This is a genomic window from Microbacterium sp. RG1, assembly GCF_005347485.1.
Lineage (GTDB): Bacteria > Actinomycetota > Actinomycetes > Actinomycetales > Microbacteriaceae > Microbacterium > Microbacterium binotii_A.
On record NZ_CP034121.1, the window covers coordinates 943,458 to 969,683 of the forward strand.

Below are 26,226 nucleotides of genomic sequence, written 5' to 3' on the forward strand. Positions count from 1 at the left end.
CCTAAGCGGAGCAGGCCGGACGTCCGCCGTCAGACGCCGGCGTAGGCGACGATGCCGCGGCGGACCGCGTCGAGCGCGGTGCGCGCGGTCGTCGCCAGGGGCGCGTCGGCCACGAGGGAGAGCTGATCGAGCAGGTCGATCGTCTGCTTGGCCCACCGCACGAAGTCGCCGGCTGCCATATCGGCCTCCGTGAGCACGCGATCGAGGATCGAGCCTCGCGCCCACGAGTGCATGGCCTGCGACAGCCCCGGCGCCGGCGGTGTGGATCCGGGAAGGTGGTGGTCGCGCTCGAGGTCGTCGAGCCGCTGCCACAGATCCTCCGTGGCGGTGAGGGCGGTGCGGAAGGCGCCGCGGGGCAGGCCCCGCTCCCCCACTCCCGCCTCGTCCCTGCGGGGCTCGTAGACAAGAGCGCACACCAGCGCGGCCAGCGACGGCGCGTCCAGTCGGTCCCAGATGCCGGTGCGCAGGGATTCCGCGACCAGAAGGTCGCGCTCCCCGTAGATGCGCCGCATCCTTCGGCCCGATGCCGTGAGCATCGTGCGACCGTCGTCGTCTCGAGCGACGTAGTCGAGTTCGCTCAGGACGTCCACGACGCGATCGAAGACGCGCGCGACCGTGCCGGTGCGTGAGGAGATCTGACCGCGCATGCGTTCGACGCGCTTGCTCAGTTTGAGGTACCGCTCGGCCCACCGCGCGTGCGATTCGCGCTCCGGGCAGGAGTGGCACGGATGATGCTGGAGTCGTCGACGGAGCGACTGGATGCGGCGGGTGCGCTCGTCGCGCGTCGCACGGGAGGCGTTGGCGTCCTTGCGCCCGAGCTTCTCCAGCTCGGAGACCTCCTGCCGGAGCTGCGCGTACTCCGCGTAGTCGCCACGATCGCAGGTCATCGCTTCGCGATAGCCGGCGAGTGACTCCTCCGCCGCCCGCACCTCCCGGGCGAGCCCGACGACCGAGCGGTCCGCCTGGAACTGCGCGAACGAGGACTCGAGGATCTCCCGGGCCCTGGCGCGGCCGAACTGATCGATCAGGTTGACCGCCATGTTGTAGGTGGGCCGGAAGCTCGAGTTCAGCGGGTAGGTGCGTCGCGACGCGAGCGCCGCGACCGCCTGGGGGTCCATCGATTCGCTCCACTGCACCACCGCGTGGCCCTCGACGTCGATGCCACGACGCCCGGCCCGGCCGGTCAGCTGCGTGTACTCCCCAGAGGTGATGGCGACGCGCGCCTCGCCGTTGAATTTCTCGAGCTTCTCGAGCACGACCGTGCGGGCGGGCATGTTGATGCCCAGTGCCAACGTCTCCGTGGCGAAGACGACCTTCACGAGCTTGCGGCGGAAGAGCTCCTCGACGATCTCCTTGAACGCGGGCAGAAGCCCGGCGTGATGGGCGGCGACGCCCCGTTCGAGGTTCTCGCGCCATTCCCAGAAGCCGAGAACGGCAAGATCCTCATCCGGAAGATTGCGGGTGCGCTCCTCCACGATCTCTCTGATCGCTCGTCGTTCGTCGGCGTCGGTCAGACGGAGTCCGGAACGTCGCACCTGCTGCACGGCGCCATCGCACCCCGCACGGGAGAAGATGAAGAAGATCGCGGGGAGCAGGTTCGCCCGCCCCAGCAGGTCGACGACCTCCGGGCGGTCGATGCGTTCGAGGCGCCGTGCGTTTCCGGAGCGAAGTTGCTTGGTGCCGTGCCGGTGTGGACGGCGGTGCGCGTCCGCATCCCGTCGTGCCTGCTGACCGTAGCGCTTGCGGTCGTGCCCCGGTCCCCCGCCCGAGCGTATGCGGAGCAGTTCCTGATTCACCTGCGCCGCGGCGACCCCGGCGCGATCGTCGAACAGCGGAAGCAGGTCGCCCCGCACGAGCACATGCTGTTCGAGAGGCACCGGACGCGTCTCGGAGACGATGATGTCCGTCTCGCCGCGCACCGTGTCCAGCCAGTCGCCGAACTCTTCGGCGTTCGACACGGTCGCCGAGAGGGAGACCAGCCGCACGCTCTCCGGGAGGTGGATGATGACCTCTTCCCAGACGGCGCCGCGGAATCGATCCGCCAGGTAGTGCACCTCGTCCATCACGACGAAGCGGAGATCGCGCAGGGCGGACGAGCCCGCGTAGAGCATGTTGCGCAGCACCTCGGTCGTCATCACGACGATGCGCGCGTTGCCGTTGATGTTGGTGTCGCCGGTGAGGAGCCCGACGTTCTCCGGCCCGTAGACCTCGGTCAGCTCGCGGAACTTCTGGTTCGACAGTGCTTTCATCGGCGTCGTGTAGAACGCCTTGTCGCGTGACGTGAGCATGGCGAGATGAATCGCGAACTCGCCGACGATCGTCTTCCCGGCACCCGTGGGCGCGGCCACCAGGACACTACGGCCTTCCTCGAGGGACGCGCACCCCTCGAGTTGGAACGGGTCCAGTTCGAAGCGCTGCGACGCGGCGAACGCTGCGGTGAGGGGATGGGACGCCCGCGACTGTGCGGCGGCGAACCTCTCGGCGGCGGAGAGCTCCGTCACAGCGTGGTGTCCAACAGGGCCGCCTCACGCTTCCGGCGCCGGCGGTCGAAGATCATGGACAGACCGGCCGCCGCGAAGAACAGAACGATGAGGATGGCGCCGAGCAGCAGCATGCTGACCACATCCGCGGCGGGCGTCGCCACCGCAGCGAAGATCGTCGCCAGAAGCACCGCGACGCGCCAGCCCTTGAGGATGGCCATGCCCGACATAATGCCGGCGAGGTTCAGCGCGACGAGGAACACGGGCAGGACGAAGGAGATTCCGATGACGATCATCAACTTGAAGATGAAGTCGTAGTACTCGGACGCGGAGTAGAAGTTCACGGCGCCCTCCGGCGTGAAGCTCCACATGACTTCGATGACATGCGGCATGACCAGCACGGCGACGTAGCAGCCGGCGAAGAACAGCGGGATGGCCGCCGCGACGAAACCGATCGTGTACCGGATCTCCTTGCGCGTGAGCCCGGGCATGACGAACGCCCAGATCTGCCACAGCCAGACGGGGGCGGACAAGAAAATGCCGATCGTCACCGCGATCCGCATCCGCATCTCGAAAGCGGATGTCACCGTGGGAAAGTTCAAAGCCGCGAAGTTGTCACCGCGCTGCTCCGCGACGATGCGAATCGGTCCAGTCAGCCAATCCAGGATCGGGTCCGTCACGAAGAACGCCACGATCATCGCCGCAACGAGCGCGATGGCCGCGATCATCAGTCGGCGCCGCAACTCTATGAGGTGCTGCCCCAAGGACATGCGCTTCTCGCGGCGCGGTTCTTCAGCTCCCGTGATGGGCGAGGCCGGGGCCGTCACGACGGGTCAGGCGCGAGTATCGGGCGAAGTCCCCGTGTCGGGGGCCTTCGGCGCGGACTCCGCCGGCGTCGGAGCCGGCGCGACGGTCGTCGCGGTGGACGGCGCCGCGGCGTCGTCTTCCTTCATGGCCTTCATCTCGCCACGGAACACCCGGGCGGACTGACCCACGCTCTTCGCCAGAGCCGGCAGCTTGGCAGCGCCGAAGAGGAGCAGAATCACCGCGAGGATGACCAGCAGGTGCGGCCAACCGAAAGCGCCCATGGAGATCTCCAAAAGTTCGAGGTTTCCCCAGTGTAACCCGCGCATCTGCGACCGGGTCGGGGCTCAGTCGGAGTGTTCGTACTGGGCCAGGCCCGCGTGCGCCCAGGATGCGGCGGCGCGGCGGGCCGCCTCCGGCGCCAGGATCTCGACATCGCCGGCGCGACGGGCGGCGAGCCGCCGCAGCACGCCCTCATCCGCCAAGCGCACGGTGGCGGTCGCCATACCGCCGGAGATCTCGATCTCGGCGTGCGTCAGGAACTCCCCCAGCAGCGGTGCGACGGCTTCGGGAAAACGCAGACGCGCAACGATCTCGCCCTGCAGCGTGTCGAACAGCGCAGGCAACGGATCGGCGCCGTGGGTCACCGGGATCTCCGTCACCTCGACGTCGGCAACGCGGTCGAGGTGGAACGTGCGCGTCGCCTGGCGCAGATGGCACCAGCCCTGCAGATACCACTGTCCGTCGGCGATGTGGACCTTCACCGGGTCGACCGTGCGGGTCGTCGCGGCCGCATCCGGAGTCTTGTAGGAGAAAGAGACGGCACGCCCGCGACGGAGTGCCTCGTCGACGCGCTCACGCACCTGGTCGACGGGGGCGGGGGCGACGATGACATCGGCCGGAGCCGTCGCCGACCCGCGTGCGAGCTTCGCGAGAAGGCCGTCGAGAAGGGCGGACTCGCTCACCCCGGGCAACGAGCCGGTGAGTTGGAGTCCGGCGAGCAGCGCCGCGGCCTCACGGGCCGTCAGACGAGGCGTGCGCTCGAGGCCGACCGTGTGGGTCAGGGCGATGCGATCCTGCGTGTCGAGCAGATCCCAGTCGATGTCGAACAGGTCACCCGGCAGCGACCAGAAGCCGCCCTCCCCGGGACGGCCGATGACCGTCAACTTCTCGACCATGCCCCGCATCTGCGCGGGGCTCACCTCGAAGTCCCGCGCCGCCTCGTCCAGCGACACATCACCGCGCTCGAGGAGGTAGGGCACGAGCTGCATGATCAACGCGGCGCGCTCGGTGGCGACCAACGGACGCGAGGCGCTCATGAGCGTTCTCCATGCAGCGCGATCACCGCGCGCAGTCGTTCGACCACGAGATCGCGCAGGTGGGGCGGGTCCACCACGCGTGCCTCGGGACCGTAAGAGGCGAGCTCGTCGGCGAGGATGTGCGCGTCGACGTACGGCACCAGGATGCCTTGAGCGGCCGAGCGGCCACGGCGGGAGAGGCGAAGCGCGGCCTCGGTTCCCGGGTGCACTTCGATGAGCGCCTCCTGTCGTGCCGCGAGCTCCTGGAGCTCGCGGAGGGCGCGTTCCCCCGCGCCCGCGCGCAGGGAGGGATCGAAGCCCTCCTTCGTAACCTGCACCGCGTCGGTGATGCGGGAGAGGAGGAACGTGCGCTCCGCGCCGAGCGTGACGTCGGTGCCGTAGACGTGCCAACGTGCTTCGTACTCGACGAGGGCGAGCGGTCGCACCCGGCGACGCCGAGCCGTCGACTCCCCCGGGCGCACATAGGTGAACGAGACGACGCGTGCCTGTTCGATGGCGCGCTGGAGCGGAGCGAACGCCGTGTCGCGCACGCTGATGCGCGGTGCATAGCCGACGATCTCCGCGTCGACCTCGTTGCCCAGCGCACGGATCTTGCGCAGCCCGCTCCGCGCCGGCAGCGACATGCTGTTCTCACTCCAGACCGAGCCTGCGAGATTCAGCAGGGCGATCTCCGCCGGCGTGAACGTGATGTCCTCGGGAAGCGCGTACTCCGCCGTCGGCACACGATAGCGGGCCTCGCGGAGGTCGTCCGGGTCGGCGTGGTCGCCGATCGTCTCGATGGGAACGCCGAGCGCGCGCAGGTTCTCCTTGTCGCGCTCGAACATCTTCTCCAGAGCGGTCTTCGATGCTCCCGACTCCGCCTGTTCCCGGTAGCCCGATACCGAGCGGAGGATGGTGTCCTTGGTGAGCCCCTGCTCCGTGGCCATGAGAGCGACCGCGAGGTTCACCAGTCGCTCCTCGGGCGCGACGGAGCTCGTTTCGTTCATGGGCACTCCCATATCCTAGGCGCGCCACTGCCCGCCGGCGCGGTGCGGACGGGGCTCAGCCCAGCGTGCCGAGGATGTCGATCACGTAGATCGACGCGCTGCCGGAGGCGTCCGCGGGCGGCTCGACGACCAGCACCTGCGAACCGACCGGGAGTCCCGCGATCGTCTGCGAGACGACGGAGTCGCCGCCGAGGGCGACGGCGTCGGGCTTGTCGTCCCAGGTGGTCTTCGTGACGCGCTTGCTCTTCCAGTCGACCTGCAGCACGTTCACGACGACGGTGGACCCGTCGGCGGGCACGTCGTGATCACCCCTCTTCAGGACCTCCACCGTCCGCTCGGTCGGAGCGGAACCGTCGGGGACCACGAGTCCGGGGTGGCCGTCGTCGGTGAGCACGACGGAGGGCATGCCGTGTGCGTCGTTGTACTGCGGAGCACCGTCGGCTGCCGGGAGCATGACGGACCGGAGGTCCAGGACCGCGACGAGAGGGGTGCCCTCGGCGAGCCGCAGTTGCTCGAGGAAGCCGGCTTCGACCTGATCGCCGGCGAGACCCACGACGATCCGCGAGCCGCCGGTCGCGCACTCCAGCGCACTCTTGATGCCCGGCATGGCCTGCGTGAGACCTGTCAGCGGCAGATAGAGCGGCTGGCCGTACCCCTCCGCGGCAAGGACCTCGCCGTTCGTCGCATCGGCGAGGGTGAAGCCCACGTCCACGACCTGATTGTCGGAGACGATGGCGCTGCCATCGCCGGTGACGAGATCGTCGTACTGCACGCCGTCGATCTTGATCGGCGAGGACACCTGCACCGTGGGTGCGACGCTACTGTCGTCACCGGATACGGTGACGAGCGAGCCGATCGCGCCGAGAGAGCCGGGGCGATCACAGCCCGAGGCTGTCGATGACGAGCATCCGACGAGGGCCAGGGTCATCAGGCCGACTGCGGCGGCCGCGGCGGGAAGTCTGCGCACCGGATCAGTCTACGTGCTCGTCGGCGTCGTCCTCCGCCGCCGCCTGGCGCGCGCCTGCGGCCGCGCGCTGAGCCTCGCGCACCCGCTTGCGGAGGTTCTTGTCGGTGATCTGCCGCTCCCCCACAGCGCCCGGCGTCCACAGCTCCACATCCTCGTCGCTGTAGCTCGACTTGGAGGCGCGCCGCTTCTGCTCGGGAAGCACAGCGCCGGGAGCGAGACGGCGCGCCGTCAGCAGGAACCCGGTGTGCGCGACCATGCGGTGATCCGGGCGCACCGCGAGTCCCTCGACATGCCAACCGCGCACGAGCGTCTCGCTCGCCTCCGGGTCCGTGAAGAGCTCGGTGTGACGGATGTACTCCGCGACGCGGCTGAGCTGTGTGGCGGTGGCGACGTAGCAGATCACCACGCCGCCGGGCGCGAGGGCGTCGGCGACCGCATCGATGCATTCCCACGGCGCCAGCATGTCGAGAACGACGCGGTCGACGGATGCCGGTTCGACCGCGTCGGGCAGGCGCTCGACGAGATCCCCCACCTCGAGGGTCCAGTTCTCGGGCACGGACCCGAGGAAGGTCTCGACATTCGCACGCGCCACCTCGGCGAAGTCCTCCCGCCGCTCGAACGACGTGAGCCGCCCCGTCGCTCCGACTCCGCGCAGGAGCCAGAGAGCGAGCGCACCCGATCCGACACCCGCTTCGACGACGACCGCCCCGGGGAAGATGTCGGCCTGCGCGACGATCTGCGCCGCATCCTTCGGGTACACGATCGCCGCGCCGCGCGGCATGGACATCACGAAGTCGCGCAGCAGCGGGCGCAGGGCGAGATACTCGTGACCGCCGCTGTTGGCGACGACGGAGCCGTCCGGCAGCCCTTCGAGATCGCGATGACGCAGCACGCCGTGATGCGTGTGCAGCTCGCCGCCGTCCTTCAGCGTGATCGTGTGCAGTCGACCCTTCGGTCCCGTCAACTGGATGCGGTCGCCGAAACGGAAAGGGCCGCGGGGTGCGGAGGCGGGAGTGGTCATCGTGCGACGTCCTCGAATTCGTGATGTGCGGTGAACAGACGTGCGATGTCGTCGGCGCCGGTGTCGGCGAGTGTCGGCCACAGCGCGGCAGCACCGACGCCCTCGAGCGAGACCATATGGGGAACGCCGAGGGCGACGGTTCCGGCTGCGATGGCGGAGCGCAGTCCGTTGGGCGAGTCCTCGATCGCCACGGTGCGAGCCGGATCCACGCCGAGCGACGCACAGGCCTGGAGGTACGGGTCCGGGAACGGCTTCGGACGGATGGTCTCGTCTCCGGCGATCACGAGGTCGAAGGCGTCGAAGTCGATGAGCTCGACCACCGCATCCGCCATCCGACGCAGGGACATGGTCACCAGAGCCGTGCGTACACCCGCCGCACGGAGACTGGCCAGCAGCTCCCGGGCCCCGGGCCGGAAGGGCACGCCGTCCTCCCGCAGCGACTGCATGACACGACCGGTCAGGGTGTCGATGATCTGATGCTCGGGAAGACGCACGCCCGCGTCCTGAAGGAGACGTGCCGCGTCGTCGAGTCCGAGCCCGACCATCCCCAGCGCCTGTTCATGGGTCCAGACACCGCCGTGCGCTGCGACGAGGGGGCCCTCGGCGGCCATCCAGTAGGGCTCGGTATCGACGAGTGTGCCGTCCATGTCCCACAGGACGGCGTCGGGAAGCTGGGGGTTCACCGTCCCATGCTACGAGGCGCCCCGACCGGCCCCGCGCCACGCGGCGCCGCTGCGCCTATCCTGGAACGATCCCCGCGGCACACGGCTGCTGCGGAAGAGAGGGAGTGACGGTGGAGGGACTCGGTCGGCGCGTTCTGGTCGCCGCCTTCGACGGCTGGAACGATGCGGGTGAGGCGGCATCCGCGGCGCTGGCTCTGCTGCGCGCCGAGGGCGACTACGAGCCCGTGTACTCGGTCGATCCCGAACTGTACTTCGACTACCAGTACACCCGCCCCACGGTGAGCCTGGATGCGGAGGGCAATCGCGCGCTCTCCTGGCCGGAGACCACGCTGCTGCGGCCGTCGCAGCAGACCCGAGGGACGCAGCTGTGGCTGCTGACGGGGGTCGAACCGGCACGGGCCTGGAAGGCGTTCGCCTCCGAGCTCGTCGACTTCGCACTCGCCGAGGACATCACCGGCTTCGTCGCGCTCGGCTCGATGATGGCGGATGTGCCGCACACCCGTCCGATCTCGATCTTCGCGGGCAGTGACAGCGATGCGCTGCGCACCGGTCTGGGCCTCGAGAGAAGCTCCTACGAAGGACCCGTCGGCATTCTGAGCGTGCTCGCCCATGTCGCGGAACAAGCCGGCATCCCTGCTGCCTCGCTCTGGGCCAGCGTCCCGCACTACGTCGCGGGTCACACGCCGTCTCCGAAAGCCACACTGGCGCTGCTCGACCGTCTCGAAGACCTCACCGGGGCCAAGGTGCCCCGCGGCGAACTGTCGACGCAGGCTGCCGCGTGGGAGGCGTCCATCGACGCGGCAGCGGCCGACGACGAGGAGATGACCGAGTACATCCGCGGACTCGAGCGCACGCGCGACACGTGGGACTCCCCTGATGCGTCCGGTGACGCCATCGCCCGTGAGTTCGAGCAGTATCTGCGCCGCCGCGGCGACGGACCGGGCAAACCCGGGCGCGACGAGCCGCGTCGCTGACGCGGGGTCGCCGTCAGGCCGCGATCACACCGGTGGCGAGCATCACCATCACGAAGGCGCCCAACGCGACGCGGTAGATCACGAACGGCAGGAAGCTGCGCTTCGAGATCCACGCCATGAAGTACTTGATGACCACGAGTGCGACGAAGAACGCGACGACGGTCGCGGCCCCCGTCTCCCACAGGTTGAAGGCGGGGTCGACCTCGGGTTCGCGGAGCACCTTGAACAACTGGTAGAAGCCGCTGCCGAACACCGCCGGGATGGCGAGCAGGAACGCGTACCGCGCGGCCGCCGCACGCTCGTAGCCGAGGAAGAGACCCGCGGTGATGGTGCCACCGGAACGCGACACGCCCGGCACGAGGGCGAGCGACTGCGCCAGGCCGAAGACGACGCCGTGGCCGATCGTGAGGTCCTTGAGCTTGCGGCGGTGCGCCCCGACCGCATCGGCGATGCCGAGGAGAACGCCGAAGAAGATGAGCATGCCCGCCACCAGCCAGAGCGAGCGGAACACGCCCTCGATCTGGTCTTGGAAGAAGAGCCCCAGCGCGACGATCGGCACCGACCCGATGATGATCAACCAGCCCATCCGCGCATCGGGATCGTTCCGCGGCACGCGGCCGGTGAAGGAGCCGAACCAGTGCGAGATGATGCGGACGATGTCCTTCCAGAAGAAGATCACCACCGCCGCTTCGGTGCCGATCTGCGTGATCGCCGTGAACGCCGCGCCCGGATCCTGAGCGGAGGGAAGGAACGCGCCCAGGATCGCGAGATGTGCGCTCGAGGAGACCGGGAGGAACTCGGTGAGGCCTTGAACGAGGCCCAGGAGGAGCGCTTCGAGGAAATTCTGCATCGACGGCCTTTCGCCTGATCGGATGACGGGTCAGCAGGTGCGGAGGAAGTCGGTCAGCACGCGCTGTCCGAACACGAGCGAATCGATCGGGACGCGCTCATCGACACCGTGGAACATACCGGTGAAATCCATGCCCGGCGGAAGGCGCAACGGCGCGAACCCGTAGCCGGCGATTCCCAGACGGGACAGGGCCTTGTTGTCGGTGCCGGCACCGAGCAGATACGGGATGACGGGCGCATCGGGATCGTGGTGCGCGAGGGCGTCGACCATGCGGTCGACGAGATCGCCCTCGAACGCCGTCTCCAGGCCCACGTCGCGCACGACGGTTTCGATCTCGATCCCCTCGCCGACGATGCGTCGGATGTCGGCAAGCGCCGCATCCTCGGTTCCCGGCAGAACACGGACATCGATCAGCGCTTCGGCGCGATCGGGGATCACATTGTGCTTGTAGCCGGCGGCGAGTCCTGTCGCGTTCGCCGTCGTGCGCAGACTCGCCCGGAGGAACGCGGATGCGGGTCCGGCCGCGTCGGCCAACGCATCGGGGTCGGAGGTGTCGATCCCCGTGAGGCGGGACATCTCCGCGAGGAAACGTTCGGTCGTGTCGGTGAGACGCAGGGGCCACTCGGTGCGCCCCAGGGCCGCGACGGCCTCGGCCAGGCGGACCACCGCGTTGTCCGGATGGAACCTGCTGCCGTGGCCGGCTGCGCCGCGCGCGACCAGCCGCAACCAGAGAAGCGCCTTCTCCCCCACCTGCAGGAGATAGGCCCGTCGAGAACCGACGTCGACGGAGAAGCCACCGACCTCGCTGACGGCCTCCGTCGCGCCGGCGAAGATCTCGGGCCGATGCTCGACGACCAGCGAGGAGCCTTCGACACCGCCGTTCTCCTCATCGGCGAAGAAAGCCAGCACGAGATCGCGTTCGGGCTGTTCACCCGCGCGCACGAGCTCCGCGACCGACGTGAGGATCATGGCGTTCATGTTCTTCATGTCCACTGCGCCGCGTCCCCACAGCATCCCGTCACGCACGACGCCCGCGAACGGATCGACGCTCCAATCCTCCGCCACCGCGGGGACGACGTCGAGGTGGCCGTGGACGACCAGGGCCGGGCGACTGCGGTCTCGCCCCGGCACACGGGCGAAGACGTTGGTGCGGCGCGCGACCGGCTCGTAGTACTGCGCGTCGAGACCGAGATGCTCCAGGTAGGCGCCGACGTACTCGGCGGCCTCACGTTCGCCGACGGCCCGGCCACCGCCGTAGTTCGTCGTGTCGATCCGGATGAGGTCCCGCGCGATCCGCGCGACCTCGGGCAGATCGGGCGCGCCCCCGGCAGTCGCGTCCGTCATGGGATTCAGGCTACCGGCTCCGTGTGTCCATCCCATGACGCGCGACACACGCGGGCCGCGCCGGATTAACGACCGGACACGGGACGTGGTAACGTTGCTCCTCGTTGCGAAAGCGACGAAAACACTGCGCGGGTGGCGGAATAGGTAGACGCGCTAGCTTGAGGTGCTAGTGCCCGTATAGGGCGTGGGGGTTCAAGTCCCCCCTCGCGCACAGTGACAGAAGAGGGTCCCGGAAGGGGCCCTCTTCTTCTTTGTGTGCACGGCGCACCGCTGCCCACAGCCTCTCAGCTGTGGACGCGCTTGCGCAGCAGTTCGATCCGGGCCTGCAACTGAGCGACGGTCGCGTGAGACACCGCAGGGCCCCCGCACAGTCGACGCAGTTCGGTGTGCACCGCGCCGTGCGGCTCTCCGCTCTGCCGCGCGTACAGTCCCACGAGGCTGTTGAGCAGCTGACGCTGTTCCTTGAGCGTGCGATGAAGGGGCGCGGGGATGTCGCTCGCCGGCTCCTGCTCCCCTGCCGCCTCGCGCGCTTCCCGTGCGGAGCGATGGCGTCCCTGACGGGCTTGACGCTGCATCAGGAGTTCGTGCACGTGCTCCGGCTCGAGGAGCCCGGGGATACCCAGGAACTCCTCTTCCTCCGGCGTGCCGGGCACGGCGAGCTGACCGAACTCCTTGCCGTCGAACAGAACACGGTCGAAGTGGGCGTTCGCACCGAGAGCCTGGTACGCGAACTCTTCGGTGAGGGCGTCGGATGCGGAGTCTTCACGCTCCGCCGCATTCATCATGTCCTCTTCGGCGTCCCACATGTCCTCCGCGTCGCTCTCGCGGTCGAGCGCGTGGTCGCGCTGGCGCTCCATCTCGTTGGCGAGAGTGAGGAGCTGCGGAACGTTGGGGAGGAACACGCTCGCGGTCTCACCGCGACGCCGAGCACGCACGAAACGCCCGATCGCCTGCGCGAAGAAGAGCGGGGTGGAGGCGGACGTCGCATAGACGCCGACAGCGAGGCGGGGCACGTCGACTCCCTCGGACACCATCCGCACCGCCACCATCCAGCGGGAGTCCGAGGCGGAGAACGTTTCGATGCGGGAAGATGCCTCGGCCTCGTCGGAGAGGACGACGGTGACGGGTTCTCCGGAGATCTGTTGCAGGATGTCCGCGTACGCGCGCGCCGCCGTCTGGTCGGTCGCGATCACGAGGCCCCCCGCATCGGGGACCTGCTCCCGTACCTCGGAGAGGCGTCGATCGGCGGACCGAAGGACGGCGGAGATCCACTCCCCCTCTGGCGCGAGCGCGGTGCGCCACGCCTGGGACGTGATGTCCTTCGTGTTGTCCTGGCCGAGCTGGGCCTCCATCTCGTCGCCCGTCTTGGTGCGCCAGCGCATGTGCCCGGCGTAGACCATGAACAGAACGGGTCGCACGACACCGTCCTCGAGCGCGCGACGATAGCCGTACGCGTAGTCGGTGCGGGAGATGCGGTTCCCCTTGGCGTCGGGGTGGTACTCGACGAACGGGATGGGGGCGGTATCCGAGCGGAAGGGTGTGCCGGACAGCAGCAGTCGGCGAGTGGCGCGGCCGTACGCCTCGCGCAGTGCATCGCCCCAGCTGAGGGCGTCGCCGCCGTGGTGCACCTCGTCGAGGACCACGAGACTGCGCTTCTCGATCGTCAGGTACTGGTGGACGGACGCCTTCACGGCGACCTGCGCGTACGTCACGGCGACGCCGTGATACTGCCGGGCAGGAACGGTGTGCCGATTGCTGAAGTGGGGATCGAGTCGGATGCCCACCCGCGCCGCCGCATCGGCCCACTGCGTCTTGAGGTGCTCCGTCGGTGCGACCACGATGATGCGGTCGACGACCCCACGGCGCAGCAGCTCACTCGCGAGACGCAGCGCGAAGGTCGTCTTGCCGGCCCCGGGCGTGGCCGCGGCCAGGAAGTCACGAGGCCCCTTTCCTACGCCGTCGGGACCGTCCAGCGAGAAGTACTGGTCGAGGGCCTCCGCCTGCCAGGCACGCAGCCGCTGCGCGGTTCCCCACGGCGCTCGTTGCGGATACGTCGGGGAGAGGTGCTCGGCGGCGAAACTGCCGATGTGTTCGGCTCCGTGCTCGTCGATCCGATCGGCGTCGATGGTGGTCTCCCGCTCGTCGTCCATCGCACCTCCCTTCTCGAACGCGAGAATCCACGATAGGCGAGATCGCGGACACCGGGCCTCGACCTGCGCTCAGGACGCGGGGCTACGCTGAGAGGTCAGGAGGAACGATGACGACCGAATCGGCTCTGCCGCACCGCACGCCCTACGTTGCCAACGATCAGGGACATCCGTGGCGGCGTTTCGTCGCCATCGGCGACTCCTTCACCGAAGGCCTCGGTGATCCCTCGCCCGACTCGCCGGGCGGCAACCGCGGTTGGGCCGACCGCGTCGCCGAAGTGCTGGGCGCCGGTGTCGATGACTTCGCGTACGCGAATCTCGCGGTGCGCGGCCGTCTGATCGGCCAGATCGTCGCCGAGCAGATCGAGCCCGCCCTCGCTCTCTCCCCCGACCTCATCAGCTTCTGCGCGGGCGGCAACGACGTCATCCGCCCCGGCACCGATCCGGATGAGATCTCGCAGCAGTTCGAGGACGCCGTCATCCGACTCTCATCGACCGGCGCCACCGTCGTCGTTTTCACGGGCATCGACACGAACTTCTCGCCCGTGTTCCGCGGCTTCCGCGGGAAGGTCGCGATCTACAACGAGAATCTGCGCGCGATCGCCGACCGGTACGACTGCATCGTCGCGGACCAGTGGGGCCTGAAGGAGATCCAGGACACCCGCTTCTTCGCGGACGACCGCCTGCATCTGAACACCCTCGGGCATCACGAGGTCGCGCGGATGGTGCTGAGGGCCCTCAACGTCCCCAACGACCTGACCCCGATGCAGCCTGCGCCTATCGCAGTACGGAACTGGCGTGCGGCCCGAGCCGACGATCTGGTCTGGGCACGGACCTACCTCGTGCCCTGGGTGCTTCGGCGCCTGCGGCACCAATCGTCCGGCGACCACGTGACGGCGAAGCGTCCTGAGGCGTCGCGCGTGGCGCGTATCGAGGATCAGGACTCCGCCGCGGGCGGGTGAGCGAGCGCCCAGAGCGCCACGGCTCCCGCAGAAGCCACATTCAGGGAGTCGACCCCGCCCGCCATCGGGATCGTCACGACCGTGTCGGCTGCCCGCAGCGCACCGCGGCTCAGGCCGTCGCCCTCCGCCCCGAGGAGCAGCGCCACCCGCTCGGGTCTCGACGCCGCGAACGACTCGAGCGCGACGGCGTCATCCGCCAGCGCGAGAGCGGCCAGGTGGAACCCGGCCTCGTCGAAGAGCCCCCGCGCCTCGGGCCACGCCGGGAGGCGGGTCCACGGCACCTGGAAGACGGTGCCCATGCTGACCCGCACACTGCGGCGGTAGAGCGGGTCCGCGCATCGCTCGGTCACGAGGACCGCATCCGCTCCCATCCCCGCGGCCGCGCGGAGGGCCGCGCCGACGTTCGTGTGATCGACGATGTCCTCGAGGACGAGCACCGTGCGGGCACCCCGCAGGAGGTCGGCCACGTCCGGCAGCGCCGGCCGGTGCATCGCCGCGAGCGCGCCGCGGTGCACGCTGTACCCGGTGACCGACTCGGCGACCTCGGCCGGGACGACGTATACCGGCGTGTCCGTGTGCGCCAGGAGCCCTGAAACCTCGTCGACCCATTTCTGCTGCACGAGCACCGACCGCGGTCGATGGCCCGCCGCGAGCGCCCGCGCGATCACCTTGGCAGATTCCGCGATGTACAGCCCCTCCACCGGCTCCGACACGCGCCGCAGTGCGACGTCGGTGAGCCTGCGGTAGTCGTGCAGGCGCGCATCGTCGGGGTCGGTGATCTGTTCCAGGTGCATGGGTCCTCCCCCGCCAGCTAACCAGCCCCGGACACGGGCGACGAAACATGCCCGCAAACCGGCAGGCGTAGGCTCGGCAGCAGGAGGTACTGTGCCACTCGTGACGGAACCCGATCCGACCGCCCTCGCCCAGCTGGAGCGCGCGATCGACGCGCTGGCCGGCCGCCGGGTCGCCGTTCTCACCGGCGCCGGTGTGTCGACGGACTCCGGCATCCCGGACTATCGCGGACAGGGTGCACCGGTGCGCAAGCCCATGAGCGTCGAGCAGTTCCTCGCTGAGGAGAGCGCCAGACGGCGCTACTGGGTGGGCAGCCACCTCGGCTGGCGGCGCTTCGCCGCGGCCCAGCCCAACGAGGGCCACCGAGCCCTCGCCCAGCTCGAGGGCGAGGACATCACGAGCGGTGTCATCACGCAGAACGTCGACGGACTGCACGTGCGTGCCGGCTCTCGTCGCGTGGTCGAGCTGCACGGCACGATGCGTCGCGTGGGCTGCCTCCAGTGCGGGCAGGTGTTCGATCGGCGGGACCTCGCCGCACGGGTCGAAGCGGACAATCCCTGGCTGAGCGCGACGGAAGAGCTGCCGCTCGGTCCGGACGGCGACGTCGCGGGAGCCGAGGTGGAGGGTTTCCGCATCCCCGAGTGCAGTGTGTGCGGAGGCGTGCTCAAGCCGGACGTCGTCTTCTTCGGCGAGTTCATCCCCGCCGAGCGGTTCCGCGAAGCCGAACAGCTGGTGCGCACCGCCGATGCGCTTCTGGTGGCGGGCTCCTCCCTCGTCGTGAACTCGGGCATCAGATTGGTCGAGCGGGCCCGGCGACGTAGGCTTCCGGTGGTCATCGTCAATCGCGGACAGACCCGGGCCGATGCTCGGGCGACGGTCAAGGTCGACGCCGGGACGAGTGAGGTGCTCACCGCTCTGGCCGAGGCGCTTCCCCGCCGACGCTGACTCCGCTTCGACACTCTGACAGGCCTGTGACCCACCTCATCCTGATCCGCCACGGCGAGACCGACTGGAACCGCGCGCGCCTCATCCAGGGCGCGACAGACATCCCCCTCAACGACACCGGACGCGCGCAGGCGCGCGAGGCCGGCCTCGCGCTGCGCGACCGCCTCGACACGGACATGCCGCTCGTGCTCGTCTCGAGCGACCTGCAGCGTGCAGCCGAGACGGCGGACATCATCGGGGCGATCCTGGAGCGGCCCGTGACCGCCCGTTATCCGGAGCTGCGCGAGCGCTCGTACGGCGAGGCCGAGGGAGTGTCGATCGATGAGCTCGCCGAACGCTGGGGACGCGGGCCGGATGCTCGGGTGCCGGGCGCCGAGACGCGCGAACAGCTGCGAGAGCGCGCGCTGCGTGCCGTAGCACGGGTCATCGACGACGCATCGACGGAGGCGGAACCGTCCGTCGTGGTGGCCGTCGCGCACGGCGCGCTGATCCGTGAAGTGCTCGCCTTCGCCACCGACGAACAGCTTCCCGCCGACGGCGATCGGCTCGGCAACGGTTCGGCGCAGGAATTCTCGTGGGAGGACGGCGTGCTGCGCCTGCTCTCCTACTCGTCCGTCTGAGCCGAGGCGCCGGCTCGACGACGATGCCGTAGCCTGGCTCACACCATGAGCCGTCGCCCGAGGAACGTTCCGAACCCGGAATCCGGAGCCGCTTCCCGGCGCGACTTCCTCCGAGTAGGTGGGCTGGCCCTCGGCGGACTGGCCCTGGGAGGAGCCGCCGGAGCGGGGGCGGCGACGTTGCAGGCCTCGACGCGTCCGTCACGCGCCGCGAACGAGCCCGCGTTCGCCCACGTCGTGGTCCTGATGGGCGAGAACCGGTCGTTCGACAACCTCCTCGGCCACCTCTACACACCCGACACGCTGCCCACCGGTGCACGGTTCGACGGCCTCGCGTTCGGGGACTACTCGAATCCCGCTCCCGATGGGAGGACGGTTCCTGCGCACGTCTATACGGGCAGCACCGACGACATCATGTGCTCACCCGACCCGGATCCGGGCGAGACGTATCCCCACGTGAACACCCAGATCTTCGGCACGGTCGACCCCGCATCCAACGAGACATCCTGGCACCGACCGCTTCGCGCTCCCTGGAATGCCCCGTCCGCGGACATCACCCCGACGATGCAGGGATTCGTGCGCGACTACGTCGCGAACTACCGGCGAACGAGCAAGGGCAGAGAGCCGTCTCCCGCAGACGCGGACGTCATCATGGGCGGGTTCTCGCCCGCGATGCTGCCGGTGCTCTCCACGCTCGCTCAAGGGTTCGCGGTCTACGACCACTGGCACTGTGCCGTTCCCAGCCAGACATACTGCAACCGTTCCTTCTTCCACGCGTCGACCTCGCACGGTTTCGTCACCAATCGTGGTGGCGGCGGCTACAGCAAGTGGCTGGATGCGGCTCCGGCGCCGACGATCTTCAACCGCCTGGAGGAGGCCGGTCGCAGCTGGCGCATCTACTTCGACGAGCAGCAGCTGGTCTCCCTCACGGGTGTCATGCACGCGCCCGTGCTCGAGAAGTACTGGCGTACCGACCATTTCGCGTACATGGACCATTTCTTCGCGGATGCGAAGGCCGGCACCCTGCCCGACTACGCGTTCATCGAGCCACGGATGGTCTACAACCACAACGACTTCCACCCACCCTTCGGCGTCGTGCGCGGAAGCGAGGTCGACGGGTCCCCCGTGTTCGACTCGGCGGTGTCGGACGTCCGCGCCGGCGAAGCCCTCGTGGCCAGCGTCTACGACGCGATCCGCACCTCCGACAGCAGCGAAGGCTCCCACGCCCTGAACACGCTCCTGCTCATCACGTTCGACGAGCACGGCGGCACGTACGACCACGTCGTGCCGCCCAGGGCCACTCCTCCCGACCCCGAGGCGGCAGAGGGTGAGATGGGCTTCCGTTTCGACCGGCTCGGACTGCGGGTGCCCGCGATCGCCGTCTCGGCGTACACACGGGCCGGAACGGTCATCAACGAGGAGGTCCATCACGCGGCCGTCATCGCGACCCTCTGTCAACTGCACGGTCTCGAGCCGCTGACCGATCGCGACCGCGGCGCTCCCACCCTGTTCGGTGCGACGAATCTGACCGAGCCGCGCGATCCGTCCACCTGGCCCACGGTGAACCCCGCCTATGTGCCGCCTCTCCTGGAGGAGGACGAGCTGGAGGAGATCCGCAGCTCGGACAAGCCGCTGACGTCGCCCGCGAAGGGGCTGCTCGGCCTCCTCCTGGAGCGCTACGGCCCGAGCGGCGCTCCGGAACCGGAGACCTACGCCGACGCGTACAACATCCTGAAAGCGCACGGACTGGGACTGTTCACGACGGAAGGCGCCTCTCCAAGCCCGACCGCCTCGTGACCCCCGCCGCGCAATATGCGCAGACGTCACTGCCCACTGCTGCTAGCGTTGCGCATCATGCCCGCCTTGGACCGTATCGACATCGAGCTGCTCCGCGCCCTCGCTGACGACCATCGCGCAACGGTCGTCGCCCTCGCCGAGCGCCTTCAACTGTCCCGGAACACGGTCCAGGCGCGGCTCGCGCGTCTGGACCGCACGGGAGCGTTCCTCAGCTACCAGCGCGCTCTCTCGACCAGTGCCCTCGGGTTCCCCATCGAGGCCTACGTCAGCGTCACCGTACGACAGCACGAACTGCCACGGATCCGGGAACAGCTGGCAGAAGTTCCGGAGGTGTTGCAGGCGCACGGCCTCGCGGGCTCGGTCGATCTGCTCGTCCGTGTCGCCTGCCGGGACGCGCAGCACCTGTTCGACACGGATGCCCGCATCCTCGCGATCAGCGGGGTGGAGCGCACCGAGACCTCCTTCGTCATGGACGAAGTGATCCCCTATCGCGTGACGCCTCTCATGGCGATGGCGCAGCCGCAGCGCTAGCCGCGGTGGCCTGCACGGAAGGCGCCGAGGCGTCCATCCGCACCAGCACCACGCCGACGATCAGGACCGCACCGCCCACGATCTGCACCGGGCCGGGGGCTTCGCCCAGGAGGAGCCAGGCGAACAACAGCGCGAAGAGAACCTCCGAAAGCCCGACGAAGGATGCCACCCGCGAGCCGAGCATCGGCACGGCGATCACCCCGAGGGAGTAACCGAGCGTCGTGGCCACGGCGCCGACCCAACCGATGGCGACCCACGCCGGGAGCTCGAATCCCGCCAGCACGACGGACACATCGGGGGCGGAGAACGGCAACAGACCGGTGGCGCAGAGGGCGGCCATGAGTGCGGCGCCCACGATCAGGCCCCCGGCCGCGAGCGCCAGGGGCGGCAGTTCTTCGCCGGTGCGTTCGGACAGCAGGAAGTACGCACCCACGCAGACAGCGGCGCCGAGCGCGAAGATCGTGCCGAGGAGGTCGAAGCGCGCCCCCGCGATGTCCACGACCAGCACGAGAGCCAGGATCGCGACCGCGGAGCCGGTGAGCACCAGTCGGGACGGAGCGCGACGTGTGCGCACCCACGCGAGCAGGACGAGCAGCACGGGCGCGAGGTACTGCACGAGGAGCGCAACGGCCACCGGCATCCGTTGCATCGCGGCGAAGTAGAAGATCTGACAACCCGCGACGCCCGTCAGGCCGAATCCGACGATCAGCGGCCACTGCCGGCCCAGGAGCCCCGACCGGCGGCGCACCGCGCGGATCAAAGCCGGCGACAGGATGAGCGCCGCGAGCGACATCCTCACCAGGAGCGCGGCTCCGAGCGTCCATCCCGCCTCGATGAGCGGCTTCACGACCGGACCGCTGGAGGAGAATGCCAGCGCGGACGCGAGCCCGACGGCAAGCCCGGCGACGCGGCGACTCGGCACGGGCGGAGGCTCGACCACGGCGAGGGAGGAGGTCTGGGCGACCATCGGCGACTCCGACTGTCAGGGGTAAACTGGAGGAACGCTGGTGACGTTATCCCCCCTTGAGTCAGGAGTCAACTTGATTTTCACCCCTGACACCCGGTCGTCCCTCGTCATGACCGCTGACATGGTCAACACGCTGCCGGGAACGGCGTCACCGGACGTGGACGGCCTCGTCGATCTCGACGGTCTCGCCGCATACCTGCGGGTTCACCCCTATTCGGGATCGATCCGTCTCGATGCCGATGAGCTCGACGCGATCCGCCGCATCCGGCCCCGCCTGCGAGAGCTCTGGGCGCTCGATCGCGATTCCGCGGTGCCCGTCGTCAACGCGATGCTCCACGACAGCAACGCCGTGCCGCGTCTCGTCCGCCACGATGCGTACGACTGGCACATCCACGCCACACCCGATGACGGACCGCTCGCCGACCGGATCCTCATCGAAGCCGCGATGGCGTTCGTGGACGTGATCCGCGCCGATGCGTACGAGCGGATCCGGGTGTGCTCGGCCGACGATTGCGGTGCGGTGTACGTCGACTTCTCCCGCAACGGCTCGAAGCGCTATTGCGACACCGGCAACTGCGGCAACCGGATGAACGTCAACGCGTACCGTCAGCGGAAGGCGCAAGAAAGCGACTGATCGCCGCCGCCGCCGGCTCGGGCGTCTCGTAGTGGATCAGATGACCGACACCGGCGATCTCGACGAGCTCCGCGTCGCGGAACATCCCGCGCAGGGCGCGCTCTGCTTCGATCGGCGTGATGTCGTCGAGTTGAGCCGCGACGAGCAGCGTGGGCTGCGAGATGCGCGGCGCGAACTCCCGCACGTCGTGCGAAACGGACGCCACGAATGCTTGCAGGAGGACGTCGCGGTCCGCGAAGCGCGAGAAATAGCGATCGTGCTGGTCGTGTACGAACCGTCGCAGCAGCGGCTGACGCGTCTTGACCATGGCGACGCTCATCCCCCGCACGATCAGGCGGTTGCGCAGCAGCGCGTCGCCCACGGGCGCGGGCAGGCGCGCCGCGGCACGGTAGTAGAGGACCGCGAGTCGAGTGAGGAACCCACGTGGCCCCTCCAGTGCGGGCGCACCGATGGGGTTCACGAGCACGAGGCGATCCGTTGGGAGCCCCCCGGCCACGGCCGCCGAGGCCACGATCGATCCGAAAGAGTGACCGAGGACCGGCGCTCCCGGCGCCACCGCCGCCGCGAAGCCGTCCAGCCACTGCGCGTACAGCTCTAGATCGTGGACGCGGTGCGGGATCGGCGCCGTCTCGCCGAAGCCCGGCAGATCGGGGGCGATGATGCGGAAGCCCGGAAGGTTCGCAACGACCGGCTCGAGCCCGTGGTGGTCGCCGCGGAAGCCGTGCACGAGCAGGAGGGTCGTGTGGGCGTCTTCCTCGCCGTACTCCCAATAGACGGTCTCGCCCCCCATCACCTCGACACTTCGCCGCAGGACCGGAATGGGCGCGAGCTTGTCGGCGTACGGATGCGGCGCTGTCACCGTTCGAGTCTACGTCGCGCCCGGCGTGGTCATCCGGGCGTGGGGGTGGTCTCGCGTAGCGTGAGCGCATGCCCGAGGACCCCGTCGCCGCTGGCGCGCCCGAAGCGCTGTTCGACCTCGAGACGTTCCTGCCCGTCGGCCCTCCGGCCTGGGCCAGACGCATCGGCGTCTTCGATCTCGAGACGACCGGCGTCGATGTGACCCGCGACCGCATCGTCACCGCGCATGTCGGCGTGCTGGACGAGACCGGGTCCGTGGTCGAAGCGCGCTCGTGGCTCGCGGACCCGGGCATCGCGATCCCCGAAGGGGCGACAGCGGTGCACGGCATCTCCACGGCCCACGCTCGCGCGTACGGGCGTCCCGCGCGCGAGGTCGTCGAGGAGGTCGTCGGAGCGCTCTCGGATCTCTTCGCTGCGGGCACGCCGGTCGTCGCGTACAACGCTCCGTACGACTTCTCGCTTCTTCGATACGAAGCCGCGCGTCACCGCGTGTCGCCGATCGAGAACCCGTCCCCCGTGATCGATCCGCTCGTGCTCGACAAGGCGTTCGACGCCTACCGTCGCGGCAAGCGCACGCTGAGCGTCGTCGCCGAGCACTATCGCGTCATCCTCGACGGCGCGCACGAAGCCGCGGCGGATGCGGTCGCCGCGGGACGGGTCGCGCTCGCCCTCTGCGAACGCTACGGCGATCTGCTGCCGGCGGCCGTGGCGGAGCTGCACACCAACCAGGTCGCCTGGGCGAGGTCGCAGGCTGAGAGCCTGACCGAGTACTTCGTCCGCATCGGTCGCATCGATCCGCTCGATCCCGTCGACGGACGCTGGCCGATCCGGTGACGCACGAAGGGCCCCGCGATGACGCGGGGCCCTTCGTGCGTGATGGCGTCTTACTTGGCGCCGAAGTTCTTGAAGCGCTGGTTGAACTTCTCGACGCGACCGGCCGAGTCCATGATGCGCTGCTTGCCCGTGTAGAACGGGTGCGAGGCGGACGAGATCTCGACGTCGACGACGGGGTACTCGACGCCGTCGAGCTCGATCGTCTTGTCGCTCGAGACCGTCGAGCGGGTGAGGAAGGTCTCGCCCGAGCCGAGGTCGCGGAAAACGACGTCGCGGTAGTCGGGGTGGATGTCAGTCTTCATGGATGTTCCTTGCGGGAGTGCTTCGGAGGAAAGTCTGCGGTGCCGGGAGCACCAAAAGACGAGTCTAACAGGAGGAGCGGCGCTTCGCCGCATCCGGCGCTCAGCGCGCCGCGCGTGCAGCGTAGCGGCCGTCGGCTTCGGTGACCACGATCGGCATCCCGAACGTCTCGGAGAGGTTCTGCGCGGTGAGCGTCTCGGCGATCGGCCCCGAGGCGACGACGGCGCCCGCACGCAACAGCAGCACGTGGGTGAATCCGACCGGAATCTCTTCGACATGGTGCGTGACCATGACCATCGCCGGCGTCGTGGGCGCTTGGGCGTAGCCGCTCAGCAGTTCGAGGAGCTCCTCTCGCGCGCCCAGGTCGAGGCTCGCGGTCGGCTCATCGAGAAGCAGCAGCTCGGGATCGGTCATGACGGCGCGGGCGATCTGGACGCGCTTCTGCTCCCCGTCCGACAACGTCCCGAAGGTGCGATCGGCGAGGTGGTCGAGCTTCCACTCGGCCAGCACACGCAGTGCGCGGCGCTCGTCGATGCGGTCGTACTGCTCGTTCCAGCGTCCGAGCACGGAGAACGCCGCGGTCAGCACGACGTTCAGAACCGTCTCTTCAGCGGGGATGCGCTTGGCCATCGCGCTGGAGGCGAATCCGATGCGAGGACGCAGCTCGAACACGTCGGTGCGTCCGAGACGCTCGCCCAGGATGGTCACCGCGCCGGAGGTCGGGTGATCGAGGGTCGCGGCGAGCTGAAGGATCGTGGTCTTGCCTGCGCCATTGGCGCCGAGGACCACCCAGCGCTGGTCACCGTCCACCTGCCAGTCCAGATGGGAGACGATGTCCTTGGCGTTGCGGCGGACGACGACGTCGGAGAAATCCAGCACCTGCGGCATGCCGTCCAGCCTACCGGGCCGGCGGTTGCGGCCGAGCCGGATCAGCGGGTCTCGAGGACTTCGCGATAGAGCTGCTCGGTCTCGGCGGCGATGCGCGTCCAGCTGAAGTCCTCGACCGCGCGGCGCCGGCCGGCGGCACCGTAGCGTGCGGCCTGCTCAGGATCCGAGACGACCTCGGTGAGCACGCGGGCGAGATCTTGGACGAAGCGGTCGGGGTCGAGCGGCGTCCCCGTGCCGTCCTGCACCTGCGCGATGGGCACGAGGCGTCCCGTCTCACCGTCGACCACGACCTCGGGGATGCCGCCGGTGGCGGTTCCGACGACGGCCGCACCGCACGCCATCGCCTCCAGGTTCACGATCCCGAGCGGCTCGTAGATCGAGGGACAGACGAACGTGGTCGCGGCGGTCAGGATGGCGGACAGCTCGGGGCGCGGCAGGTGCCGGTCGATCCAGACCACCCCGTCGCGCGTCTCCTGCAGCTCGCGCACCAGAGCTTCGACCTCCGCCATGATCTCGGGCGTGTCCGGAGCGCCCGCGCAGAGCACCAGCTGAACATCGGCGGGCAGCAGCCGCGCTGCGCGGAGCAGGTACGGCAGGCCCTTCTGCCGAGTGATGCGCCCGACGAAGACCACGGACGGCCTCGTCGCGTCGATGCCGAGAGTTCGCAGGAGATCCTCGTCGCGGGTCGGCTGCCAGGCTTCGGCGTCGATACCGTTGTAGATGACGCGCACGCGCGCCGGATCCACCTGCGGGTACGCGCGCAGGATGTCGGTCCGCATCCCCTCACTGACCGCGACGATCGCCGCCGCGGACTCGTAGGCCGTGCGTTCGACCCAGCTCGACACCGCGTAACCGCCCCCGAGCTGTTCTGCCTTCCAGGGCCGCAGCGGTTCGAGCGAGTGCGCGGTGACGACGTGCGGGATGCCGTGCAGGAGAGATGCGAGGTGGCTCGCGAAGTTCGCGTACCAGGTGTGGCTGTGCACGATGTCGGCCCCGGCGACGTCGCCGACGATCTCCAGATCGGTGCCGAGCGTCTTCACCGCGGGGTTCGCGTGCGCGAGTTCCGCAGGCGTGGCATACGACGTCGTATCCGCTTCGTCGCGCGCTTCTCCGAACGCGCGCACCTGGACCTCGATGCGCTCGCGCAGGGCGCGGACGAGCTCGGCGACATGGACTCCGGCCCCGCCGTAGATCTCGGGCGGGTATTCCTTGGAAACGATGTCGACGCGCATGTCATGGACGCTAGTACAGGGGGTGCGTGCGGCATAGTCTGGTGCCATGCCGGCACCCAAGGTCTTCGGAATCATCCTCGCGGGTGGCGAAGGTAAGCGACTCATGCCGTTGACGGCCGACCGGGCTAAGCCGGCGGTGCCGTTCGGCGGCCAGTACCGACTCATCGACTTCGCCATCTCGAACCTCATCAACTCCGGGCTGCGACAGATCGTCGTGCTGACGCAGTACAAGTCGCACAGCCTCGATCGCCACGTCTCCCAGACCTGGCGCATGTCGGCGCTTCTCGACTCCTACGTGACGTCGGTGCCGGCCCAGCAGCGCCTCGGCAAGCGATGGTTCTCCGGTTCCGCCGACGCGATCCTGCAGAGTCTGAACCTCATCAATGACGAGCAGCCCGACATCGTCGTCGTGGTCGGCGCGGACCACGTGTACCGGATGGACTTCCAACAGATGCTGGACGCGCACATCTCATCCGGAGCGCGCGCGACGGTCGCCGGCATCCGCCAGCCGATCGGCCTGGCCAACCAGTTCGGCGTGATCGACGTCGAGCCGGACGACCCGACCCGCATCCGCGAATTCCTCGAGAAGCCGCAGAATCCGGCAGGGCTCGTCGACAGCCCGCACGAGGTGCTGGCCTCGATGGGCAACTACATCTTCAACACCGACGCGCTCATCGAAGCCGTCGAGGCGGATGGCGAGCTTCCCACGTCGAATCACGACATGGGTGGCGACATCGTGCCGTACTTCGTCGACCGCGGGGAGGCGGGTGTCTACGACTTCATCCGCAACGAGGTGCCCGGCTCGACCGACCGAGACCGCGCCTACTGGCGCGATGTCGGCACGATCGACTCGTTCTACGACGCGCACCTCGATCTGATCTCGACGCTTCCGATCTTCAACCTGTACAACACGCAGTGGCCCATCCACTCCCAGCTGGTGAACTCGCCGCCCGCGAAGTTCGTGCGGGATGCGGTGGGGCGTATCGGCAACGCCATCGACTCCGTCGTCTCGCTCGGCTCCGTGCTGTCGGGGACGCACCTGGAGCGCAGTGTCGTGGGCCCCTGGACCTTGGCCGGGGGCGGATCGACCATCACCGACTCGGTGCTCTTCGACCGCGTTCGTGTGGGGGCCGGCGCACGCATCCATCGAGCGATTCTCGACAAGAACGTCGTCCTGGCCGACGGCGCGACGGTGGGCGTCGATCGCGAACGCGACCTGGCACGGGGATTCACGGTCACCGACTCCGGGATCACCGTCGTCGGCAAGAACGTCCGCGTCGAGCCGTGACAGCCG

The 26,226-nt window shown here is 68.9% G+C and carries 26 protein-coding genes and 1 tRNA gene; 10 read left to right on the top strand and 17 right to left on the bottom strand.

Annotated features, from left to right (window positions below):
• Positions 1-29: 29 nt before the first annotated feature.
• The 8 genes from EHF32_RS04495 to EHF32_RS04530 form a co-directional block, all read right to left on the bottom strand.
• Entirely contained in the window at positions 30-2,501 is a 2,472-nt protein-coding gene (locus tag EHF32_RS04495; protein ID WP_137417011.1) for a DEAD/DEAH box helicase, read from the bottom strand.
• On the bottom strand, positions 2,498-3,250 hold the full coding sequence (tatC, locus tag EHF32_RS04500) for a twin-arginine translocase subunit TatC (RefSeq protein ID WP_137417012.1): 753 nt from the start codon (positions 3,248-3,250) through the stop codon (positions 2,498-2,500). Before tatC ends, EHF32_RS04495 begins: the two co-directional genes overlap by 4 nt.
• Before the next feature lie 63 nt (positions 3,251-3,313).
• Positions 3,314-3,568, bottom strand: a complete 255-nt coding sequence (tatA, locus tag EHF32_RS04505) for a twin-arginine translocase TatA/TatE family subunit (RefSeq protein WP_137417013.1) — start codon at positions 3,566-3,568, stop codon at positions 3,314-3,316.
• Between the two features lie 63 nt (positions 3,569-3,631).
• The gene (locus EHF32_RS04510; protein WP_137417014.1) at positions 3,632-4,603 is read right to left on the bottom strand and encodes a helix-turn-helix transcriptional regulator; all 972 of its coding nucleotides are present in this window, start codon (positions 4,601-4,603) and stop codon (positions 3,632-3,634) included.
• Positions 4,600-5,589 carry a helix-turn-helix transcriptional regulator gene (locus EHF32_RS04515; RefSeq protein WP_137419114.1) on the bottom strand — a complete coding sequence of 330 codons (990 nt, stop codon included), beginning with the start codon at positions 5,587-5,589 and terminating at the stop codon, positions 4,600-4,602. The genes EHF32_RS04510 and EHF32_RS04515 overlap by 4 nt, the downstream gene beginning before the upstream one ends.
• A 55-nt stretch (positions 5,590-5,644) precedes the next feature.
• A complete protein-coding gene (locus EHF32_RS04520) occupies positions 5,645-6,556 on the bottom strand; it encodes a hypothetical protein (RefSeq protein ID WP_137417015.1) in 912 nt (303 codons plus the stop codon).
• A gap of 4 nt (positions 6,557-6,560) precedes the next feature.
• On the bottom strand, positions 6,561-7,577 hold the full coding sequence (locus EHF32_RS04525) for a tRNA (adenine-N1)-methyltransferase (protein WP_137417016.1): 1,017 nt from the start codon (positions 7,575-7,577) through the stop codon (positions 6,561-6,563).
• A complete protein-coding gene (locus EHF32_RS04530; protein ID WP_137417017.1) occupies positions 7,574-8,260 on the bottom strand; it encodes an HAD family hydrolase in 687 nt (228 codons plus the stop codon). The genes EHF32_RS04525 and EHF32_RS04530 overlap by 4 nt, the downstream gene beginning before the upstream one ends.
• Before the next feature lie 110 nt (positions 8,261-8,370).
• On the opposite strand from EHF32_RS04530, the gene EHF32_RS04535 reads away from it, so the two are divergent.
• Complete coding sequence (locus tag EHF32_RS04535; RefSeq protein ID WP_137419115.1) at positions 8,371-9,234, top strand: PAC2 family protein; 864 nt, start codon at positions 8,371-8,373, stop codon at positions 9,232-9,234.
• Positions 9,235-9,247: 13 nt separating this feature from the next.
• Here the strand turns inward: EHF32_RS04535 and EHF32_RS04540 are convergent, their stop codons facing one another.
• Positions 9,248-10,084, bottom strand: a complete 837-nt coding sequence (locus tag EHF32_RS04540; protein ID WP_137417018.1) for an undecaprenyl-diphosphate phosphatase — start codon at positions 10,082-10,084, stop codon at positions 9,248-9,250.
• A gap of 30 nt (positions 10,085-10,114) precedes the next feature.
• Positions 10,115-11,428, bottom strand: a complete 1,314-nt coding sequence (locus EHF32_RS04545) for a M20/M25/M40 family metallo-hydrolase (RefSeq protein WP_137417019.1) — start codon at positions 11,426-11,428, stop codon at positions 10,115-10,117.
• Positions 11,429-11,554: 126 nt separating this feature from the next.
• On the opposite strand from EHF32_RS04545, the gene EHF32_RS04550 reads away from it, so the two are divergent.
• A tRNA-Leu gene (locus tag EHF32_RS04550) sits at positions 11,555-11,639 on the top strand.
• Positions 11,640-11,712: 73 nt separating this feature from the next.
• Here EHF32_RS04550 and EHF32_RS04555 read toward each other — a convergent pair.
• Positions 11,713-13,578, bottom strand: coding sequence for a DEAD/DEAH box helicase (locus EHF32_RS04555; protein WP_137417020.1), 1,866 nt, complete (start codon positions 13,576-13,578; stop codon positions 11,713-11,715).
• Positions 13,579-13,685: 107 nt separating this feature from the next.
• Between EHF32_RS04555 and EHF32_RS04560 the strand changes: the two genes are divergently transcribed.
• On the top strand, positions 13,686-14,537 hold the full coding sequence (locus EHF32_RS04560) for an SGNH/GDSL hydrolase family protein (RefSeq protein WP_137417021.1): 852 nt from the start codon (positions 13,686-13,688) through the stop codon (positions 14,535-14,537).
• On the opposite strand, the gene EHF32_RS04565 is transcribed toward EHF32_RS04560, so the two are convergent.
• On the bottom strand, positions 14,513-15,331 hold the full coding sequence (locus tag EHF32_RS04565; RefSeq protein ID WP_137417022.1) for a TrmH family RNA methyltransferase: 819 nt from the start codon (positions 15,329-15,331) through the stop codon (positions 14,513-14,515). The two genes, EHF32_RS04560 and EHF32_RS04565, sit on opposite strands and share 25 nt — an antisense overlap.
• 100 nt (positions 15,332-15,431) lie before the next feature.
• Here EHF32_RS04565 and EHF32_RS04570 point away from each other — a divergent pair, with 100 nt between their 5' ends.
• Genes EHF32_RS04570 through EHF32_RS04585 form a run of 4 tightly spaced genes read left to right on the top strand, consistent with a single transcriptional unit; the run spans position 15,432 to position 19,219 of the window.
• Positions 15,432-16,274, top strand: coding sequence for a Sir2 family NAD-dependent protein deacetylase (locus tag EHF32_RS04570; RefSeq protein ID WP_234072834.1), 843 nt, complete (start codon positions 15,432-15,434; stop codon positions 16,272-16,274).
• 26 nt (positions 16,275-16,300) lie between these two features.
• Entirely contained in the window at positions 16,301-16,894 is a 594-nt protein-coding gene (locus EHF32_RS04575; protein ID WP_137417024.1) for a histidine phosphatase family protein, read from the top strand.
• 45 nt (positions 16,895-16,939) lie between these two features.
• Positions 16,940-18,688, top strand: coding sequence for an alkaline phosphatase family protein (locus tag EHF32_RS04580; protein WP_137417025.1), 1,749 nt, complete (start codon positions 16,940-16,942; stop codon positions 18,686-18,688).
• A gap of 57 nt (positions 18,689-18,745) precedes the next feature.
• Positions 18,746-19,219 carry an Lrp/AsnC family transcriptional regulator gene (locus EHF32_RS04585; protein ID WP_137417026.1) on the top strand — a complete coding sequence of 158 codons (474 nt, stop codon included), beginning with the start codon at positions 18,746-18,748 and terminating at the stop codon, positions 19,217-19,219.
• On the opposite strand, the gene EHF32_RS04590 is transcribed toward EHF32_RS04585, so the two are convergent.
• Positions 19,191-20,186, bottom strand: coding sequence for an EamA family transporter (locus EHF32_RS04590; protein ID WP_137417027.1), 996 nt, complete (start codon positions 20,184-20,186; stop codon positions 19,191-19,193). The two genes, EHF32_RS04585 and EHF32_RS04590, sit on opposite strands and share 29 nt — an antisense overlap.
• 73 nt (positions 20,187-20,259) lie before the next feature.
• Here EHF32_RS04590 and EHF32_RS04595 point away from each other — a divergent pair, with 73 nt between their 5' ends.
• On the top strand, positions 20,260-20,820 hold the full coding sequence (locus EHF32_RS04595) for a CGNR zinc finger domain-containing protein (protein ID WP_192900690.1): 561 nt from the start codon (positions 20,260-20,262) through the stop codon (positions 20,818-20,820).
• On the opposite strand, the gene EHF32_RS04600 is transcribed toward EHF32_RS04595, so the two are convergent.
• Positions 20,780-21,679, bottom strand: coding sequence for an alpha/beta fold hydrolase (locus tag EHF32_RS04600; protein WP_137417029.1), 900 nt, complete (start codon positions 21,677-21,679; stop codon positions 20,780-20,782). The genes EHF32_RS04595 and EHF32_RS04600 overlap by 41 nt on opposite strands.
• Positions 21,680-21,747: 68 nt before the next feature.
• On the opposite strand from EHF32_RS04600, the gene EHF32_RS04605 reads away from it, so the two are divergent.
• Positions 21,748-22,512 carry an exonuclease domain-containing protein gene (locus EHF32_RS04605; RefSeq protein WP_137417030.1) on the top strand — a complete coding sequence of 255 codons (765 nt, stop codon included), beginning with the start codon at positions 21,748-21,750 and terminating at the stop codon, positions 22,510-22,512.
• 50 nt (positions 22,513-22,562) lie between these two features.
• Here EHF32_RS04605 and EHF32_RS04610 read toward each other — a convergent pair whose 3' ends face one another.
• From EHF32_RS04610 to glgA, 3 genes are all read right to left on the bottom strand, one after another.
• On the bottom strand, positions 22,563-22,814 hold the full coding sequence (locus EHF32_RS04610) for a type B 50S ribosomal protein L31 (protein ID WP_137417031.1): 252 nt from the start codon (positions 22,812-22,814) through the stop codon (positions 22,563-22,565).
• A 100-nt stretch (positions 22,815-22,914) separates the two neighbouring features.
• The gene (locus tag EHF32_RS04615) at positions 22,915-23,700 is read right to left on the bottom strand and encodes an ABC transporter ATP-binding protein (protein WP_137417032.1); all 786 of its coding nucleotides are present in this window, start codon (positions 23,698-23,700) and stop codon (positions 22,915-22,917) included.
• 41 nt (positions 23,701-23,741) lie between these two features.
• Positions 23,742-24,932 (bottom strand): glycogen synthase, encoded by a 1,191-nt coding sequence (gene glgA, locus EHF32_RS04620; RefSeq protein WP_137417033.1) that lies wholly within the window; start codon positions 24,930-24,932, stop codon positions 23,742-23,744.
• 46 nt (positions 24,933-24,978) lie between these two features.
• On the opposite strand from glgA, the gene glgC reads away from it, so the two are divergent.
• Positions 24,979-26,220, top strand: coding sequence for a glucose-1-phosphate adenylyltransferase (gene glgC, locus EHF32_RS04625; protein ID WP_137417034.1), 1,242 nt, complete (start codon positions 24,979-24,981; stop codon positions 26,218-26,220).
• The last annotated feature ends 6 nt before the right edge of the window (positions 26,221-26,226 follow it).

Coding starts and splice junctions, on each gene's coding strand:
- tatC (WP_137417012.1), bottom strand. CDS start 3,250: ATGTCCTTGGGGCAGCACCTCATAGAGTTGCGGCGCCGACTGATGATC.
- tatA (WP_137417013.1), bottom strand. CDS start 3,568: ATGGGCGCTTTCGGTTGGCCGCACCTGCTGGTCATCCTCGCGGTGATT.
- EHF32_RS04510 (WP_137417014.1), bottom strand. CDS start 4,603: ATGAGCGCCTCGCGTCCGTTGGTCGCCACCGAGCGCGCCGCGTTGATC.
- EHF32_RS04515 (WP_137419114.1), bottom strand. CDS start 5,589: ATGAACGAAACGAGCTCCGTCGCGCCCGAGGAGCGACTGGTGAACCTC.
- EHF32_RS04525 (WP_137417016.1), bottom strand. CDS start 7,577: ATGACCACTCCCGCCTCCGCACCCCGCGGCCCTTTCCGTTTCGGCGAC.
- EHF32_RS04540 (WP_137417018.1), bottom strand. CDS start 10,084: ATGCAGAATTTCCTCGAAGCGCTCCTCCTGGGCCTCGTTCAAGGCCTC.
- EHF32_RS04545 (WP_137417019.1), bottom strand. CDS start 11,428: ATGACGGACGCGACTGCCGGGGGCGCGCCCGATCTGCCCGAGGTCGCG.
- EHF32_RS04555 (WP_137417020.1), bottom strand. CDS start 13,578: ATGGACGACGAGCGGGAGACCACCATCGACGCCGATCGGATCGACGAG.
- EHF32_RS04560 (WP_137417021.1), top strand. CDS start 13,686: ATGACGACCGAATCGGCTCTGCCGCACCGCACGCCCTACGTTGCCAAC.
- EHF32_RS04565 (WP_137417022.1), bottom strand. CDS start 15,331: ATGCACCTGGAACAGATCACCGACCCCGACGATGCGCGCCTGCACGAC.
- EHF32_RS04580 (WP_137417025.1), top strand. CDS start 16,940: ATGAGCCGTCGCCCGAGGAACGTTCCGAACCCGGAATCCGGAGCCGCT.
- EHF32_RS04585 (WP_137417026.1), top strand. CDS start 18,746: ATGCCCGCCTTGGACCGTATCGACATCGAGCTGCTCCGCGCCCTCGCT.
- EHF32_RS04590 (WP_137417027.1), bottom strand. CDS start 20,186: ATGGTCGCCCAGACCTCCTCCCTCGCCGTGGTCGAGCCTCCGCCCGTG.
- EHF32_RS04605 (WP_137417030.1), top strand. CDS start 21,748: ATGCCCGAGGACCCCGTCGCCGCTGGCGCGCCCGAAGCGCTGTTCGAC.
- EHF32_RS04610 (WP_137417031.1), bottom strand. CDS start 22,814: ATGAAGACTGACATCCACCCCGACTACCGCGACGTCGTTTTCCGCGAC.
- EHF32_RS04615 (WP_137417032.1), bottom strand. CDS start 23,700: ATGCCGCAGGTGCTGGATTTCTCCGACGTCGTCGTCCGCCGCAACGCC.
- glgA (WP_137417033.1), bottom strand. CDS start 24,932: ATGCGCGTCGACATCGTTTCCAAGGAATACCCGCCCGAGATCTACGGC.
- glgC (WP_137417034.1), top strand. CDS start 24,979: ATGCCGGCACCCAAGGTCTTCGGAATCATCCTCGCGGGTGGCGAAGGT.